Origin of the sequence: Proteus sp. fly-1067 (assembly GCF_040139345.1) — a bacterium.
Lineage (GTDB): Bacteria > Pseudomonadota > Gammaproteobacteria > Enterobacterales > Enterobacteriaceae > Proteus > Proteus vulgaris_B.
This window is the reverse complement of the sequence record NZ_JBEEUL010000012.1, coordinates 79,452-97,664: the sequence shown is the minus strand read 5'-3', so window position 1 is coordinate 97,664 and position 18,213 is coordinate 79,452. Positions and strand designations below refer to the sequence as shown.

General features: G+C 37.8%; 12 protein-coding genes. 6 read left to right on the top strand and 6 right to left on the bottom strand.

The features are described from left to right. Positions 1-119 precede the first annotated feature (119 nt). The 4 genes from copA (at position 120) to ybaK (ending at position 6,126) form a co-directional block, all read left to right on the top strand. Positions 120-3,062: a copper-exporting P-type ATPase CopA gene (copA, locus tag ABN217_RS15320; protein ID WP_349439729.1), complete on the top strand. Its 2,943-nt coding sequence runs from the start codon at positions 120-122 to the stop codon at positions 3,060-3,062. A 357-nt stretch (positions 3,063-3,419) separates the two neighbouring features. Continuing rightward, positions 3,420-4,706: a YadA C-terminal domain-containing protein gene (locus ABN217_RS15315; protein WP_196553895.1), complete on the top strand. Its 1,287-nt coding sequence runs from the start codon at positions 3,420-3,422 to the stop codon at positions 4,704-4,706. 108 nt (positions 4,707-4,814) lie between these two features. Then, complete coding sequence (locus ABN217_RS15310; protein WP_196553894.1) at positions 4,815-5,624, top strand: TraB/GumN family protein; 810 nt, start codon at positions 4,815-4,817, stop codon at positions 5,622-5,624. A gap of 22 nt (positions 5,625-5,646) precedes the next feature. Continuing rightward, entirely contained in the window at positions 5,647-6,126 is a 480-nt protein-coding gene (gene ybaK / locus ABN217_RS15305) for a Cys-tRNA(Pro)/Cys-tRNA(Cys) deacylase YbaK (protein ID WP_196553893.1), read from the top strand. Between the two features lie 145 nt (positions 6,127-6,271). Here ybaK and ushA read toward each other — a convergent pair whose 3' ends face one another. After that, positions 6,272-7,936, bottom strand: a complete 1,665-nt coding sequence (gene ushA / locus ABN217_RS15300; RefSeq protein ID WP_115350799.1) for a bifunctional UDP-sugar hydrolase/5'-nucleotidase UshA — start codon at positions 7,934-7,936, stop codon at positions 6,272-6,274. Between the two features lie 261 nt (positions 7,937-8,197). Between ushA and ABN217_RS15295 the strand changes: the two genes are divergently transcribed. Next, positions 8,198-9,436 carry an MFS transporter gene (locus tag ABN217_RS15295; RefSeq protein ID WP_196553892.1) on the top strand — a complete coding sequence of 413 codons (1,239 nt, stop codon included), beginning with the start codon at positions 8,198-8,200 and terminating at the stop codon, positions 9,434-9,436. Between the two features lie 238 nt (positions 9,437-9,674). Continuing rightward, positions 9,675-11,435: a YbaL family putative K(+) efflux transporter gene (gene ybaL, locus ABN217_RS15290; RefSeq protein ID WP_164526678.1), complete on the top strand. Its 1,761-nt coding sequence runs from the start codon at positions 9,675-9,677 to the stop codon at positions 11,433-11,435. Between the two features lie 113 nt (positions 11,436-11,548). Here ybaL and ABN217_RS15285 read toward each other — a convergent pair whose 3' ends face one another. The 5 genes from ABN217_RS15285 to htpG form a co-directional block, all read right to left on the bottom strand. Beyond that, complete coding sequence (locus ABN217_RS15285) at positions 11,549-12,859, bottom strand: inosine/guanosine kinase (protein WP_072070131.1); 1,311 nt, start codon at positions 12,857-12,859, stop codon at positions 11,549-11,551. A gap of 103 nt (positions 12,860-12,962) precedes the next feature. Then, the gene (gene wzz(fepE) / locus ABN217_RS15280; protein WP_164526679.1) at positions 12,963-14,081 is read right to left on the bottom strand and encodes an LPS O-antigen length regulator Wzz(fepE); all 1,119 of its coding nucleotides are present in this window, start codon (positions 14,079-14,081) and stop codon (positions 12,963-12,965) included. A gap of 162 nt (positions 14,082-14,243) precedes the next feature. Continuing rightward, a complete protein-coding gene (hemH, locus tag ABN217_RS15275; protein WP_340893639.1) occupies positions 14,244-15,224 on the bottom strand; it encodes a ferrochelatase in 981 nt (326 codons plus the stop codon). A gap of 174 nt (positions 15,225-15,398) precedes the next feature. Then, positions 15,399-16,043, bottom strand: coding sequence for an adenylate kinase (gene adk, locus ABN217_RS15270; protein WP_023582632.1), 645 nt, complete (start codon positions 16,041-16,043; stop codon positions 15,399-15,401). 181 nt (positions 16,044-16,224) lie between these two features. Next, positions 16,225-18,108 (bottom strand): molecular chaperone HtpG, encoded by a 1,884-nt coding sequence (gene htpG / locus ABN217_RS15265; protein ID WP_349439730.1) that lies wholly within the window; start codon positions 18,106-18,108, stop codon positions 16,225-16,227. Between the last annotated feature and the right edge of the window lie 105 nt (positions 18,109-18,213).

Sequence of the window (18,213 nt, the reverse complement as noted above, 5' to 3'; positions counted from 1 at the left end):
CTTCCCCTAGCGGAAAGGTTTAGCCTTTATCTCTGATAAGAAAAAACCTTTAAAGAAAGCAAGTTACCAGATATTGCGCAATAATAGAGGTAACGCTTTTTATTTCGGAGACAACTAACATGGCAAAAACTACGCTACTCTCATTACAAGGGCTTTCATGCTCCCACTGTGTTAACAGTGTAAAAAAAGCACTTGATGCTCGCAATGATATAGAACAGTCAAATGTGACTATTCAATACGCTAAAATTGACAGTGATGCAACTGCTGAAAGTTTAATCAAAACCATTGAAGACGCGGGTTATGAAGCTAAAATTGCAACACAGCCTGATGTAAAATTAAGCTTAAGTGGTCTTAACTGCATGAAGTGTGTAGGTAAAACCGAAAAAGCATTATTAGCCATTGAAGGTGTAGTAGCTGTTAATGTAACAAAAGAGTCAGCTGAAGTTTTTGGCAATGCTACTGCAGATACCTTAATTACAGCAATTACAGCAGAAGGTTTTCAAGCCAGTTTAGCCCCCACAGATAACACAATTCATTTAACCCTTTCAGGCTTAAATTGTGGCCATTGTATCGGTTCAGTCAAAAAAGCGCTTGAAGCTACAACAGGCGTTGATAGCGCTGAAGTTGAATTAACTCATGCAAAAGTAATCGGAACAGCCACCGCAGAGACATTAGTAACTGCCATTAAAGATGCTGGTTTTGAAGCACAACTAGCAGGTACTGATTTCCCAAAAACTGAGCCGCTGACGCAAACGCATGCACAGCTGGATGCATCGTCAGCGGCTATTTGTGACATTCCAGTTGAAAACTCTGACATTGAAATTAGCCCAGAAATAAACACTGACGATGACAGCAGTGTTCAGCTTTTAATTGATGGCATGACCTGTGCAAGTTGCGTAAATAAGGTTCACAAAGCATTACAATCTGTTGATGGTGTTGAGAATGTGCGTGTAAACCTTGCAGAACGCAGTGCATTAGTAACCGGTGACATCAATCATGATGCACTTGTTAACGCTATCGAAAAAGCGGGTTATGGCGCTGAAATTATTCAAGATGATGTAAAACGAAGAGAACGCCAGCAAGAAGTTGCAGTAGCAAATATGAAGCGTTTTCGTTGGCAAGCTGCACTTGCGTTAGTCGTTGGTCTTCCCGTTATGATTTGGGGAATGATCGGCGATAACATGATGCTTACCGAAGCAAATCATAGTATTTGGTTGGGTATTGGTATTGCAACACTCTTTGTGATGGTGGTTGCGGGTGGACATTTTTATCGTAGTGCATGGCAAAGCTTAAAAAACCGCAGTGCAACAATGGATACCCTTGTTGCATTAGGAACAGGAACAGCGTGGCTCTATTCCATTACAGTGAATTTATGGCCAGAAATATTCCCCGCTCAAGCTCGACATCTCTATTATGAAGCCAGCGCAATGATCATCGGTTTAATCAACTTAGGTCATATGCTTGAACAACGTGCGCGACAACGTTCATCTAAAGCACTAGAGCGCCTATTAGACTTAACACCGCCCACAGCAAGAGTTATCACTGAAAATGGTGAAGTCGATATGCCATTAGCTGATGTCAAACAAGGCATGACTTTACGGTTAGCAACGGGTGATAAAGTGCCTGTTGATGGTGAAATTATCCAAGGTGAAGTATGGATGGATGAAGCAATGCTAACGGGAGAGCCTATCCCACAGCAAAAAACCATTGGCGACTCCATTCATGCAGGAACAACGGTGCAAGATGGCTCGGTTTTATTTAAAGCTGCCGCAGTAGGAAGCCAAACAACACTGGCGCGCATCATTAAATTAGTTCGCCAAGCACAAAGCAGTAAACCTGAAATTGGCCAGTTGGCTGATAAAATTTCAAGTGTATTTGTTCCTGTTGTTGTCGCGATTGCCTTAATTGCTGGCGCTATTTGGTACTTCTTTGGCCCATCGCCTCAAATCACTTATGCACTCGTGATCATCACAACGGTATTAATTATCGCCTGCCCTTGCGCTCTGGGTCTCGCAACGCCAATGTCAATTATTTCAGGTGTAGGTCGAGCTGCGGAATATGGTGTTTTAGTTCGTGATGCAGATGCTCTTCAACAAGCGAGTAAACTTGATACTTTAGTCTTTGATAAAACAGGTACCTTAACAGAAGGATTACCACAGGTAACTGAAATACATACCTTCAATCAAGTCAGTGAAGAGGAAGCATTGGCATTAGCGGGATCGCTTGAAAACGGCTCTAATCACCCATTAGCGAAGGCAATTTTAACACGAGCTGAAGGTATATCATTACCTGAGATTAATCAGTTCCGTACCTTAGCGGGTATGGGATTAACAGGCGAAATCAAAGGTAAGACTGTTCTATTGGGTAACCCTAAACTGATGAGAGAATCGGGCATTGATATTAGTGAAATCAATACACTTATCGATTCTCAAGCAGCAAAAGGGGTTACTCCTGTTTTACTTGCTCAAGAAGGTAAAGTTGCGGCACTTCTCTCTATTAGAGATCCGTTAAGAGAAGACACCGTCAGTGCACTACAACGCTTGCATAATCAAGGTTATCGCTTAGTCATGTTAACAGGTGATAATCCGATTACGGCAAATGCTATTGCAAAAGAAGCGGGTATTGATCAAGTGATTGCAGGTGTTATGCCTGAAGGCAAAGCGCAAGCCATTACAGAGCTTCAAGCACAAGGTCATCGAGTGGCAATGGTAGGTGATGGCATTAATGATGCCCCTGCTCTCGCGAAAGCTGACGTTGGTATTGCCATGGGTGGAGGCAGTGATATTGCCATAGAAACTGCGGCAATTACTTTAATGCGCCACAGTTTGCATGGTGTTGCCGATGCGGTTGAGATATCAAAAGGGACATTGCGCAATATGAAGCAAAATTTATTCGGTGCCTTCGTTTATAACAGCTTAGGTATTCCCATTGCAGCAGGTATTTTATATCCACTGACAGGAACATTACTTAATCCTGTAGTTGCCGGTGCAGCAATGGCGCTGTCTTCAATCACAGTTGTCAGTAATGCAAACCGTTTATTGCGTTTCAAGCCTAAGCAATAACCCTTAAAACCATCAAGAAATATTATATTTAAGCCGCTTTTACTTCTCAGTAAAAGCGGTTTTTTATTACTACTCATTAATGATTATTAATATTTTCAAAAGGTTAAAAAAAAGCCGATATTTCTATCGGCCAGTCAAAGAGGAATTTCTCATTATACAAGAGAGTCATTACTCCGCCCTCTTAGCGCTAGAATAGCAATATATTATAAATATTTCATTCATTTTTATGAATTCATATATAAAACACATTCTTGTAAAAAAGAAACAAATTCAAGGCATTAATTAATATATTATTGTTAATAATAAAACCAAATTTTAAAATAAAAAGTCAACTTTCAATATTAAAAGGATTTAAAAATGAAATATAGTAAATTATTTATTATTTTACTATCATCAATACTCTCCACAAATGCTTTATCTAATACTCATGCCGAATTAAATTCAAAAGAAGCACCTGTGAACTTTGATAATCATTATCCTGACATGCCTAATGAAATATCAAAATCAGAATTAGATAATTTTTATGATATTAGAAGATTATATATTAAATACTTCAACCCAATCCAATCCCAAAAAGAAAATTACGAGAATGCAAAAAAAATATTTTCAAAAAAATTCATCTATTCAATAGGTAGTAATTACTCTGTTGATGATAAATCATACAATAGTAATATATTAATAAACACTCAAATATTTAATGAATTAACTGATAACTATTTAATTCATAATGATCCTATTTTATATAACAAAATAATAGAAAATGATAATAAGATTATCATTAAAAATTTAAGTGAATTAGAACGCCTTAACTTATCTTATTTTTTTGAAAACATAGAGACATTCGTTACTGATACAGCTAATAATCCTACTATCAAAGAGCGCTCAACTAACATAGTCAACATAATTAAAAACTATAATTCAAACAGTAAGTCAAACCATGTTGTAATAACAAAAGATTATAGAAATAACGATACTATATCAGAATATAACCGCACAAATGATAATCTTGAAAAGAATGTAACTTTACTTGATTTAATTACTTTGTCAGACAATATTGAATATGTAGCAAGCCTAGAAAATAACAAAATAAAATCAATGACTGAAAAAAACATAATAGAAACAATAATAAATAAAAATAAAACATTAGAAAATAAAGAAATTACTGAGAAAAATAAAATCGATATAAAAAGTAACAAAGAAAATATTGAACAAAATAAAATTGACATCTCTAATAATAAAGAAAAAGTAGATAAATACTTAAACACTTTAGATATTGCCGGTTACCCTAGTGATATAACTGGTCATTTTTCAAAACTGTATAGCAAAGATGTCGTCACTAAAAGTAGACTTGATGTGCTTGAATCTGATTTCAAACACTTTAAATCAGATACTCAAAATCGTTTCTATAAAGTAGAAAAACGCGCCAACCAAGGTATTGCGTCTGTAGCTGCAATGAGTAATTTACCTTTTACCGATTCTGCTACATTTAGTACCGCTATTGGCATAGGTAATTATCGTAATGCCACTGCTCTTGCTTGGGGCATGCAGTATCGTATTAATGAAAATGTTAAAGTCAGAGCTTCAACAGCATGGAATGATTCAAATAGTTTTGTTTCAGCTGGTGGTATCGGTATTAGTTGGTAAATAAAGTAAAAACAGCGAAAACTAAGTAAAGCTTGGTTTTCGTTGTTTCATTCCCTTTCAAATCCGTTATGCTAAAACCTTGCGATTCAATCCCAAAGGAGCATATCAATGACGGGTATTTTTCAGAAAATCAAACACTGGGTTGGGATAAAAAACACGACCCATTACCCTTACCCCGCTGTTGATATTATGCTACCTAATAATGTCTCTTTGCACCTTGTGGGTAGTATCCATATGGGTGTTCCAACAATGACACCGCTATCGAATGTACTTATAAATGAAATAAAAAAAGCAGATGCTGTTATTGTTGAAGCCGATATTTCAACAGAGGTACAACCATTTGATCAATCTTCCCTTTTTAGAGAGCCTCTCGAAACTCGCATAAGCGAACCTCTCTTTTCTCAAATTACACAGCATTGCGAAGCGCTCTCCCTTTCTCTTTATCAAATTGAAAATAAGCCCCTTTGGCAAATTGCCCTTATTATGCAATCTACCCAAGCAATGCAGTTGGGTTTAGAACCTCAACATGGCATTGATTATCAAGTCATTCAACATGCTAATGAGTGCAAAAAAAATATTATAGAGCTGGAAGGTATTGAAAATCAGGTCGCATTATTATTGAACTTCCCTCACGATGGTCAGCAATTACTCGAAGATACTCTAAAAAATTGGCACGATAATGCACGTACATTGCAAATCATGATTAATTGGTGGTTAAATTATAATAGTCGAGAAAAACAGCTTCCTTTACCAAACACCTTTAGCAAAGCGGTATTTGATATTTTAATGGAAAGTCGTAACCAAAAATGGGCTAATCTATTATTAAAATTACCGGCCGGACGCTATGTAGTCACTGTAGGTGCTCTGCATTTATTTGGTGAAGAGAATTTAATTGATTTATTAAAACATCAAGCATAAAACCTTCTGAGTAGGAATAACTATGACTCCCGCTGTAAACTTATTGGAAAAACAGAAAATTAAATTTATCCTCCATCCTTATGAGCATGATGCTAATGTTCATAATTTTGGTGATGAAGCCGTTGAAAAACTAGGCTTGAATAATCGTCAAGTTTTTAAAACACTTTTAGTCTCCTTAAATGGTGATGCAAAAAATCTAGCAGTTGCAGTCACTCCTGTTTCTGGTCAGTTAGATTTAAAGCTTGTCGCTAAGTGCTTTAAAGCGAAAAAAGCAGATATGGCAGATCCACAAATTGCACAAAAGGTAACAGGTTATTTAGTGGGGGGAATAAGCCCATTAGGTCAGAAAAAACGGCTGCCCACTGTAATTGATGAACAAGCACTTGAATTTAACACTATTTTTGTTTCTGGTGGTAAACGTGGCTTAGATATTGAATTATCAGCTAAAGATCTCGCTACGGTATTAGGAGCTCAATTTGCACTGATCCGCAAGGAGCCTTGATCATTGTCGATTTTTTATTTTAAGGCTCATCCTCAAAATAAGAAATTAATGCGATTTACTATTCTTAAAGCAAAAGAAAAGGCGACATGAATGTCACCTTTTCTGCTTTTATCAATATGACAAAAATAATATCTCCTAATGAGAACTATTTTTTATAAACAATCTCACCTTTCGGTTCAAAGTCTGCGGCTTTCAGTGGAGAATGTGCTTCAATATAACCTTTCAACACTTCTGCATCCACGAAACCAGTATTAACATAACCTGGGTGAACATCGATCTTAGGATAGCCATCGCCACCAATACCGTTAAAGTTTAATGTCGCCATACGGTAAGACTTAGTTTTGTCTAATGGTTTGCCCGCAATTTTAACATCGCTCACTTTGCAATCAGCATCAACAGTTAAACTAACATTGTAGAACTGTGCATAAGCACCTGAGTCAACTTTCATGCAAGCTACTGCTGATAAGTAAGGTTCAACTTCTTCACCTTTAAAATCAACATAAACCAGTTCATTCGCGAATGGTTGAACTTTTAATACATCTTTATAAGTGATATCGCCAGATTCGATAGAATCACGCACACCACCACCACTCATAATGGCAAAGTCAGCATTAGCACGCTCAGCTTGTGCTGATAACAATAAACGCGCCATATTGGTTTGAACAAAACGAACTTTACTACGATCGCCTTCCAGTTTACCAACCACTTCACCGACTTTAACATTGAGTTGCTCACCACCTTTTTCCTGATAAGGCGTCAGCAATTTCATCATTTCAGGATTATGAGGGATTTCTTTAGTGTAGTAGACAAGTTCTGTTGTGCCATCGTCTTTCTTCACTTTTTGATTTAAGTTGATTGGGATTAATTGGTAGTGTTTTAGCGTGAATTCACCATTACGGAATTCAAAGTCTGCACGTCCAACATATTTACCCCATTCATGGGCTTGAACGATCCATGTACCATTTTGATTATCTGGTGCACACGGTGTTCCCGGTACATAATCAGCTTGTTTATAGTTTTTGTTCTCTTGAGACATACAGACAGGATCTTGTGAGTGACCACCCACAATCATATCCAGATACCCTTTTGGTAACGCACGTGCCATTTCAACATCACCCGGAGCGTTAGAACCATGGTTACCATCATCATAGTGACCCATATGTGTTGCCGCGATGATAATGTCTGGTTTTTCTGTGGTACGTAACTCCTCAACAACTTTTTTTGCTTCATCTGAAGGTTTACGGAATTCAGTGTCTGGGAAGTTTGCTGGGTTACCGATACGTACAGTATCGTCTGTGGTTAAACCTAATACGGCAATTTTTACACCTTGTTTATCAAAAATGGTATAAGGCTTAAATAAACGCTCACCGGTGCTCTTTTGATAAATATTGGCAGATAAGAATGGGAATGTAGCCCATTTTTCTTGTTGGCGTAAAACCTCTAAAGGATTATCAAACTCATGGTTACCCAGAGCCATTGCATCATAACCTACAAGGTTCATACCTTTAAAATCAGGCTCAGCATCCTGTAAGTCAGATTCTGGAACACCAGTATTAATATCACCACCAGATAACAGCAGTACGCTACCACCCTTTTTAGCCACCTCGTCACGGATATTATCAACCACAGTTTTCTGTGCTGCTAATCCATATTCGCCACGATCGTTATGCCAAAAATGTCCATGATGATCATTGGTGTGCAAAATAGTAATTTCGTAGGTTTTATCCTTTTCCCATGCCTGAGACAACGCTGGCGCCATAGCTAAAGAAACGGTCAATGCGCATGCCGATAATTTAAAAGATAAGCTCATGGTATATCCCCATGTATATTATTTATTGAGAAGGTTCTGCCATGGTTCTACTGTAGAAAAATAAGACAGAAGTTAAATACTTTTGCTGTATTTTATGACGTAGGTTATATAATTTTTTTATTATTTCATTGATCCAATAGTTTTTTTGAGACATGAATCAAATTCTATTTCTCACAAAAGTACTCTATTCCAAATAGATGTAAACTAGATTAATAAAAACAGAAACAATTTATTAACAAAATGATGTGACAGGGAATTAAAATGAGCAATAGTGACCCAACGCTTCCTATAGAAGAAGCCAAAGCTTTACAACGAAAAGCCAATAAGCGTAATACGGTTTTTAGTATTTTAACGGCTATCAGCTTTTCACATCTTCTCAATGATATGATCCAATCATTGATATTAGCTATCTACCCTATGTTGCAATCAGAGTTCTCTTTAAGCTTTGTACAAATAGGGATGATCACCTTAACGTACCAAATTACTGCATCCTTATTGCAACCTTTTATTGGTCTCTATACTGATAAATATCCTAAACCCTACTCATTGCCTATTGGTATGGGCTTTACGCTAACAGGACTTATACTCCTCGCCTTTGCTGATACATTCCCAATGTTATTACTTGCTGCTGGGTTAGTGGGTACTGGCTCATCTGTTTTCCACCCTGAATCATCACGTGTTGCCAGAATGGCATCAGGTGGAAGACATGGCCTAGCACAATCCCTTTTCCAAGTTGGTGGTAATTTAGGTAGCTCCTTAGGTCCTCTTTTAGCTGCTTTAATTATTGCCCCTTATGGTAAAGGTAATGTTGGTTGGTTTTCTCTTGCTGCTCTATTAGCTATTGTTGTGTTATTACAAGTAAGTCGCTGGTATAAAATCCAGCAAGAAGTACAGAAAAAACAACCCAAAACCATCAAAAACACAGCAACACTGCCACGTAAAGCCCTACTTGGTTCTTTAGCTATTTTACTTATTCTAATTTTTTCTAAGTATTTTTATCTTGCAAGCATTAGTAGCTACTATACTTTCTATTTAATACATAAATTTGGTGTTTCAGTACAGAATGCCCAAATTCATCTGTTTGTTTTTCTTTTTGCTGTTGCTGCTGGCACCATGATTGGTGGCCCTGTAGGCGATAAAATTGGTAGAAAATACGTTATTTGGGGATCTATTCTAGGTGTTGCGCCTTTTACACTAATACTCCCTTATGCCAGCTTATACTGGACTGGCGTACTTACTGTATTCATTGGTGTGATTTTAGCTTCAGCATTTTCTGCTATCTTAGTTTATGCTCAAGAGTTAATTCCGGGTAAAACAGGCATGGTTTCAGGGCTTTTCTTTGGGCTTGCTTTTGGGATGGGAGGGATTGGTGCTGCAGTCTTAGGATATATTGCAGATCAGAAGAGTATTGAATATGTCTATCATATTTGCGCTTATCTCCCACTGTTAGGTATTTTCACCATTTTTCTTCCTAATATTGGGGTAGATAAAACTAAATAAGCTGTAATTACCCCTGTTATTTAAATGAACCAATAACAGGGTAACTCTTACCTTAAAAGACAAGACTTATTAAAATAACATAAAAAAGCGCATTTGCGTCATAAAATTCAATCAACTTGCTATTTTTATAAATAATCGATAATTTTTAGCGAATTTATTGCATGAATACGTTAAACTATCAGCCTGCTATATTACTCGCCCCCCGATACATGTAGTTTTATAAAAAGAAGGAGAATTGATGCCGCATTCAACACCCCTCATTACCACCATTGTTGGTGGGTTAGCACTTGCTTACATTTTAGGCATGATCGCTCAACGGCTAAAAATCTCACCTTTAGTAGGATATCTTGCTGCGGGTGTACTCGCTGGTCCATTTACCCCAGGCTTTGTCGCTGATACCTCTCTCGCCCCTGAACTCGCTGAAATCGGCGTTATTCTGCTAATGTTTGGCGTGGGTTTACATTTTTCTTTAAAAGATCTTATGGCGGTAAAAGCTATCGCTATTCCGGGTGCTATTGCGCAAATTGCAGTCGCAACACTATTAGGATTGGGATTATCGGCATTTTTTGGCTGGGGTTTATTTAGTGGCATTGTATTCGGTTTATGTCTATCAACAGCAAGTACCGTTGTTCTTTTACGAGCACTTGAAGAAAGAGGCCTGATTGATAGCCAGCGAGGGCAAATTGCTATTGGTTGGTTGATTGTTGAAGACTTAGCAATGGTATTAGCCCTTGTACTACTCCCAGCTGCTGCCAATATGCTAGAAAGTAGTGACCAAACCAGTATTTCTCAACTAATGATTAATTTAGGGATCACAATCGGTAAGGTTGTTGCCTTTATCTTAATCATGATGATTGTTGGTCGTAAACTTATTCCTTGGATTTTAGCCAAAACCGCAGCAACGGGCTCTCGCGAACTCTTTACGTTATGTGTATTAGCACTAGCCTTAGGTATCGCCTATGCTGCTGTAACCCTATTTGATGCTTCTTTCGCATTAGGCGCATTCTTTGCCGGTATGGTACTCAATGAGTCTGATTTAAGCCACAGAGCTGCTCAAGATACTTTGCCACTGCGTGATGCCTTTGCTGTACTGTTCTTTGTTTCTGTAGGTATGCTGTTTGATCCTATGGTCTTAATTGAACACCCACTCGGCATCTTAGCAACACTCGCTATCATTATTATTGGTAAATCAGCTGCCGCATTAGTGCTTGTGCGAATGTTTGGGCATTCCAGACGAACTGCCTTAACTATTTCTGCAAGTCTTGCTCAAATTGGTGAATTTGCCTTTATTCTTGCTGGCCTTGGTGTTGCGCTCAACGTTTTAGAGCCAGATGCACGTAACCTTGTTTTAGCCGGTGCTTTAGTTTCTATTATGCTAAACCCTGTTCTGTTCTCTCTATTAGACCGTTATTTGGCAAAAACAGAGACAAAAGAAGAAGTGGAACAACTACAACAAGAAGAGCTGGAAGAAGAAATGCCAGTTCCTGTCGATATTTGTGGCCATGCCATCATTGTCGGTTATGGACGAGCAGGAAGTATGCTTTCTGAAAAATTATTAGCTAAATCTATTCCGTTAGTTATTATCGAAAATAGCCGTAATAAATTTGCTGAATTAAAAGAGAAAAGCTTAAATACGGTACTGGGTAATGCCTCCACTAAAGAGTCGCTTGCTTTAGCGCGTATCGATTGTGCTAAATCGTTATTACTGACTATCCCTAATGGTTATGAAGCCGCTGATATTGCTGAAACAGCAAGAAGTATGAACCCTAATTTAAATATCATTGTTCGTGCTCATTTCGACGATATTATTGTTCGGGCTAACTACGATGAAGAAGCCTCTTTTATCCTTGAGAAAGGCGCAAATCACGTCATTATCGATGAAGATCAAACTGCATCTGCAATGGCTGATATGTTAGTGAAGGAAGTAGAGTTTGGTTGTGCAATTGATGATACACCTGAAAATGGTCAGCAAATTATTGCTCCAAGTGCATCACAATAATCAAATATAGATAGCCTGTTAACGCTACAAATTTAACTCAATAAAAAAACCTATCAAATTTGATAGGTTTTTTATTTCACACAGATAAAACAAAACTTAGAAACAATATAAACTTAACGTTCCCAATAGGCTTCTTCTAAGCTGTCTTCTTTTTCAGGTAAACCACGCGTTAAACGAGGCGAATGCTGACTTAACACTTGATAACTCACTCGATTAGCATATTTACACACTTGTGCTAATGATGAGTAGGTTAAATAAGTTCGAGGATGCTTACTCGAATTCGGCACATTAATTCGATGATAACTATTTGCTGTAATATCATGCAGTAATGCTGATAATGCTGCATCACCCGCACCATTTGTATTCATGATTTTCTCAGGGCCCCCCATATAAGGCTCGATATGGGAATAAACTTTTTCAGGCTCTTCGCAATCTTTGTAGCGCATTGCGCGACTAAATTCATAACGATTAAATTCAGCAATTGCACCAGGTAATAATGGATGCGTTGTTTGACGTTTAAAGCTTTGCTCCGTATAACCCCCCATATAAAGCCCTGCGGGGCCTGCGGTACAAAGAACTAAGTCAACCCATTCTAACGCCACATCAGAGGCAAGAAGAGGATCAGAATGCCCCGTTAACTCAAATGCTTCATCTTCGTTCATTGCCACAACAGACACATGCTCTTTTAAGAAATCACGCCACCATTGTGGATCATCCGCAATAACGTATTTAGTACCTAATGTCAGCACTACGGGTACATCATACTTTTTCGCATATTCAATTGCTTTCATGGTCGCCAAAGGCATTGGCTCACCAGGTTTACAACGTACTAAATAAGCCGTTAAAACTAATGCTGAAGCTTCTGCAATCACCTCTTCTGGAATACTCTCAGGCTGAAGTTGGTTCATTTGGCCTGGGCTAATTGCAAAAGTACGTTCACCATTTTCCGTGATCAGCGTAAAACAGCGCCCAATAGCACCATCGACACCTTGAAGGTAATTCAAATCAGTACGGCTAGACGTGTTACATAAATAGCGATAAGCATAGCTACCAATCTGAATGTTATTACACATAGTACCTAATAACACAGAGCGGTCATCAGCCAATACAGAGTAGTTATGCAACGTGTTACCAATGGTGCCACCTGCAAATTCGTGAGTAATTAAGTTATTATCTGTTAATTCACGATAAAGCGCTTCTGCAACATCATCTTCAATAACTAGAGAGTGTCCCTGACTCAAGTTATAACGGGTAATAAATGCCTCATCAACTTTCGCTTCGATATCCACCAATGTTTGGTCAATGCCGACAATATAGGCGCGAGAAGATTCGCTCTCCGTCATATTGATGATGGGTTGTAATAAAGGATCTCGTAAACTAACGGGAAAATAGTGTTTGGATTTTCGTTTGCCAGGGAATTTCATTGTGAACGATGCTACACAGCTAAAAAAGATGCGCAATGTTAACACAATATTATGGGAGAGACAGTAGGTGTACGTCTGTACACCTACTTATTTGGAGATATTTTTATGCAGCTTTACGACGGCTTCTCGCCATATAGCTCAGTAAAACACCCATTACAGAAAGGATGAAACCAACAAAAGCAGCTCCAACTAAAATCAGAGCACGTTTAGGGGCATCTTTTTTAGTCGGTTCGTAAGGCTTCAACATATATTTGAATGGTACAAATTGAAGCTCATCTAATTTCACTTTCTCTAACTGCTTCATGTTATATAAACGGTTTTTCAGATCAGCACTCACTGTTGTTGGATCAGTGATAGCTTCTGTGATAGCCAATTTACTACTTAACGCATCGGAACCCATAGCAATAGAGTAATCAGGGTCATCTTTAATTTGTGCGCCTTCACTTGAAATTGGTTTTTTTACACCTGCCGCATTAGCAATCTCTAACGCATATTTTAAGCGTTGGACATTTACATTACGTGCATTAGCAATACGTTCTAAGTCCATTTCATACGCTTTTTGAGCAAAGCTTAATTTACGCTCAATTTGGTCATCTATTTCGTCTTTCACTTCCATACGTACTTTAGTGGAAATAAAACGAATATAGCCTGAAAGTAAATCATAAGCCTCTTCTGAGGTTGGTGCAGTAAAGCTTAGATTAATTTCGCCACTAAACTCTTCTTCACTATTTTTATCATCTGAAGCTTTTAAATTAATATCTTTCGTTACGATTTCTTCAATTAATTTACGTTTATCCAGTGGCGTTGGCTCTTCCATTTTAGCCAGCAAACTTTTGTAATAATCCGTACTTACCAAATACTCTTCACGTAAAACACGAGAGTTATAGTTATTGATAAATTTTTGATAAACGGAAGAACCATTAACGCCCGTATCAACATCCACTAGGCTTAGTTCAGTCAATGTGGCTCTTAACTGCTTCATTTCATCGAGCATTGGCTTGGTAATTGCAGCTTGGCTTGTCCATTTTTGAGGTAAAAAGCTTGCAACAGTAAAGCCAACGATAGCAAATAATAACGTAATGCCAATAATGACAAATTTTGATTTATAAATAACAGAAAATAATTCAAAAAGATCGATTTCATCGTTCTGTTTTAGATAAAAGTCATCGAAATTTCCTTTATCAATTTCTGAAGATTGTGGTTTTGAAAGCTTACTATTCATTTTCCTGCCTAAATTTATGTAATGCAGTGTCCGTTTATCAGCATTTTAGTGATTAACACTAAAACACTTAAAAAATGAGAAAAGATAAGTTTATATATAACTGAAATATGATCAAATTAATATATCATCAAATCCGATAATTTTATTTATAGAATTCAGTAATTATTTTTTGCATATCTCGCGGATCATCGCCTCTAGCAAGTCAATATGCTCAGGATCATCATTTAATGCGGGAATATATTCATACTGTTTACCACCACCATGAATAAAGAACTCGCGGTTTTGTTCATTAATTTCTTCTAATGTTTCCAAGCAATCCGACGAAAATCCTGGACATACAACCTGAACATGTTTAACACCTTCACTTCCCAGCTTTTCCATCGTTTTATCAGTATAAGGTGATAACCAAGGTTCACGGCCAAAGCGCGATTGAAACGTCAACATGACCTGCTCTTTAGGGTAGCCTAATTGTATTTCTAATTGTTCTTTAAGCTTTTCCGTTGTAAGGCAACATTCATCATAATAAATATCCCCTGTTTTGATAAAGCGCTCAGGAATGCCATGGAAAGAGAGAATTAAGCGATCTGGTTTTCCATATTGCTGAAAGCTCTTCTCAATAGAGGTAACAAGTGCTTTGATATAAAGCGGGTGTTCAGGGTAGCTACGAATAAAATTTAAGGATGGAATAGTGCGCATCCCTTTCAATATTTTGCTTACACCATCAAACACAGCAGCAGAAGTAGAGCAAGAGTATTGAGGATAAAGTGGTAACAAAATAATGTTCTCAACACCTTGGTGTAACAGTTTTTCAATCCCTTCATTTAGCGATGGATTGCCATAACACATCCCTAATTCCACAGGTATATTAGGTAATCGCTGAGCAAGCGCGTGTTGTTGAGCTCGACTATAAACTAACAGCGGGGACCCCTCTGTCATCCATATTTGTTGATAAAGTTTTGCTACTTTAGGAGAACGAAACGGCAATATCGCGCCCTGTAATATTGGTTTCCAAATTAAAGGAGAAACATCAACAACACGAGGATCGCTAAGAAATTGTGCTAAATAACGTCGGACAGCACCCGTTGTCGGCGCATCAGGTGTACCAAGATTAACGAGAAGAACACCATACTTAGCATGATTCATACCATGACTCCTTAGAGTTATTTTTATTAGGATAACCAAAGAGTAGAAGAATAAAGGAAAATAATGAATTGTGCTTGTCAATTTATTGGATCGAATTTTTTAACTTATTTTATACAGGCTAAATAAGATAAAAAAAATCCCGGCTAAACCGGGATTAATCATAGCGATGACAAATTAGCCAAGGATACTTTTCAGTTCAGCATTAATTTCGCTAACTTTTTGTGTACCATCAACTTTGAAGTATTTTGCATTGCTTGCTTTAGCTTCATTTTGATAATAAGAAACTAACGGTGCCGTTTGAGTATGATACTCAACTAAACGTTTACGAACGGTTTCTTCTTGGTCATCTTTACGTGTTGTTAACTCTTCACCTGTCACGTCATCACGATTTTCCACCTTAGGTGGATTAAATTTCACATGATAAACACGACCAGATGGTGCGTGAACACGACGGCCAATAATACGTTCTACAATGATGTCATCTGGTACTGCGAATTCCAGTACGAAATCCACATTGATACCTGCTTCTTTCATTGCATCAGCTTGTGGAATTGTTCTTGGGAACCCATCCAACAAGAAACCATTACGACAATCGTCTTGTTTGATACGCTCTTTAACTAACGCAATCACTAATTCATCAGTGACTAATTGACCATTGTCCATCAACGCTTTTGCTTTCAGCCCTAGTTCTGTACCCGCGCTTACTGCCGCACGTAACATGTCACCAGTTGAAATCTGCGGGATACCATAATTTTCTTTAATGAATTGAGCCTGAGTGCCTTTACCAGCGCCTGGAGCGCCTAGCAGAATGATACGCATCGCGTAAATCCCCTTGCATTTAATTTTTTATATTTAAACTCGAAAACGCATTACCATACCATTTTGTGAGGTCATCGCTCAAGAAATCACGGTAGCGATTGCATTTTATTTTTGTCGAAAAAGAAAAAACCACGCTCTCTTTTCAGAGAAACGTGGTTTAAATGTTTGAAAACGAAAACAGTTACGCTTTTTGAACTAAAAGTTGATTCACTAAGCGAATAAACTGGTTTGGATCTTCCAAAGAGCCTCTTTCAGCAAATAATGCCTGATCCAGTAATAAATTGACCCAATCAGCAAATAAAGCGTCATCAGTTAACTCTGCTGTTTGTTTCACTAATGGATGATTTGGATTTAGCTCAAAGTTATATTTTACTTCTGGCACTTCTTGTCCAGCTGCCGCAAACAATTTCGCCATTTGAGTAGTCATTTCATCCGCACTGGTTGTCACAATCGCAGGGGTATCTGTTAAGCGGTGTGTTAATTTTACCTCTTTAACTTTGTCACCCAACAAAGTTTTAATGCGTTCAACGAAAGGTGCTAATTGTTTATCGGTTTCTTCTTGTTCAGCTTGTTTTTCTTCATCCGCCAGCTTATCAAGTGATTCATCGGCTTTACTGACAGACTGGAATGATTTGCCATCAAATTCTGTCAGATAATTCATCATCCATTCATCAATACGATCTGATAACAGCAATACTTCGATACCTTTTTTGCGGAATAGCTCTAAATGAGGGCTATTTTTCGCGGCAGCGTAGCTATCAGCAGTGATGTAATAAATTTTTTCCTGACCTTCTACCATGCGGCTCACATAATCTTCCAGTGAAACAATTTGAGCATCACTGTCGTTATGTGTTGATGCAAAACGCAGTAATTTAGCAATAGTTTCAATGTTAGAGGAGTCTTCTGCTGGGCCTTCTTTTAAGACTAAACCAAACTCTTTCCAGAACGTTTGATACTCTTCAGGCTTATTCTCTGCCAGTTTTTGTAACATTTGTAATGCACGTTTAGTTAATGCACTGCGTAAGTTACGTGTAACAGAGCTGTCTTGTAGAATTTCACGCGAAACGTTTAGTGGTAAATCATTGGAATCAACTAACCCACGAATAAAACGCAGGTAATTAGGCATAAACTGCTCAGCTTCATCCATAATAAAGACACGCTGTACATACAGTTTTAAGCCATGACGCTGTTCACGATTCCATAAATCCCAAGGTGCTTTTGAAGGTACATATAACAAACTTGTATATTCTTGTTTACCTTCAACTCGGTTGTGTACCCAGCTTAATGGATCAGCAAAGTCATGAGAGATATGCTTATAAAACTCTTTATATTCATCATCACTGACTTCAGCTTTATTACGAGTCCACAGTGCTTGTGCCTTATTAATCTTTTCCCACGTTACTGTACCGTCTTCTTCATTTTTCGTTTCAATTTCAACAGGCAAAGAAATATGGTCAGAATATTTACTAATAATGCTACGTAGACGCCAGTCATCTAAATACTCATCTTCGCCTTTACGCAAATGAAGCGTTATTTCAGTACCGCGATCCGCTTTTTCAATATCAGCAACGGTGTAATCACCTTCACCTTCAGACTCCCAGAAAACGCCTTTATCAGCTGTTTCACCCGCAGCACGCGTGCGCACAGTAACTTTATCTGCAACGATAAATGCTGAATAGAAGCCCACACCAAACTGACCAATTAATTGACTATCTTTAGCTTGATCTTGTCCGATAGATTCTAAGAATGATTTGGTACCTGATTTTGCGATAGTACCTAGATTATCAATGACTTCATCACGAGTCATACCAATACCATTATCACTGATAGTCAGAGTTCGGTTCTCTTTATCAGTGGAAATGCGCACATGCAATTCACCGTTATTTTCATAAAGTGCTGCATCTGATAATGCACGAAAACGTAATTTATCAGCCGCATCTGATGCGTTAGAAATCAATTCGCGAAGGAAAATTTCTTTATTGGAGTAAAGAGAATGGATCATTAATTGAAGAAGTTGTTTAACTTCTGACTGAAATCCTCTTGTTTCCTGACCTTTCATACTCATTTTTACCTCAATTAATCCTAATTTGGCGAAAAAAATCAATATGAGTAAAAAGTGGGGATAGTTAAGCAAGTTTCAAGGGTAGAGTCATAAATTACATGAAGAAAA

What these genes read in the sequence shown, in the direction of transcription:
- copA (WP_349439729.1), top strand. Translation starts at nt 120, where the DNA reads ATGGCAAAAACTACGCTACTCTCATTACAAGGGCTTTCATGCTCCCAC.
- ABN217_RS15315 (WP_196553895.1), top strand. Translation starts at nt 3,420, where the DNA reads ATGAAATATAGTAAATTATTTATTATTTTACTATCATCAATACTCTCC.
- ABN217_RS15310 (WP_196553894.1), top strand. Translation starts at nt 4,815, where the DNA reads ATGACGGGTATTTTTCAGAAAATCAAACACTGGGTTGGGATAAAAAAC.
- ybaK (WP_196553893.1), top strand. Translation starts at nt 5,647, where the DNA reads ATGACTCCCGCTGTAAACTTATTGGAAAAACAGAAAATTAAATTTATC.
- ushA (WP_115350799.1), bottom strand. Translation starts at nt 7,936, where the DNA reads ATGAGCTTATCTTTTAAATTATCGGCATGCGCATTGACCGTTTCTTTA.
- ABN217_RS15295 (WP_196553892.1), top strand. Translation starts at nt 8,198, where the DNA reads ATGAGCAATAGTGACCCAACGCTTCCTATAGAAGAAGCCAAAGCTTTA.
- ybaL (WP_164526678.1), top strand. Translation starts at nt 9,675, where the DNA reads ATGCCGCATTCAACACCCCTCATTACCACCATTGTTGGTGGGTTAGCA.
- ABN217_RS15285 (WP_072070131.1), bottom strand. Translation starts at nt 12,859, where the DNA reads ATGAAATTCCCTGGCAAACGAAAATCCAAACACTATTTTCCCGTTAGT.
- hemH (WP_340893639.1), bottom strand. Translation starts at nt 15,224, where the DNA reads ATGAATCATGCTAAGTATGGTGTTCTTCTCGTTAATCTTGGTACACCT.
- adk (WP_023582632.1), bottom strand. Translation starts at nt 16,043, where the DNA reads ATGCGTATCATTCTGCTAGGCGCTCCAGGCGCTGGTAAAGGCACTCAG.
- htpG (WP_349439730.1), bottom strand. Translation starts at nt 18,108, where the DNA reads ATGAGTATGAAAGGTCAGGAAACAAGAGGATTTCAGTCAGAAGTTAAA.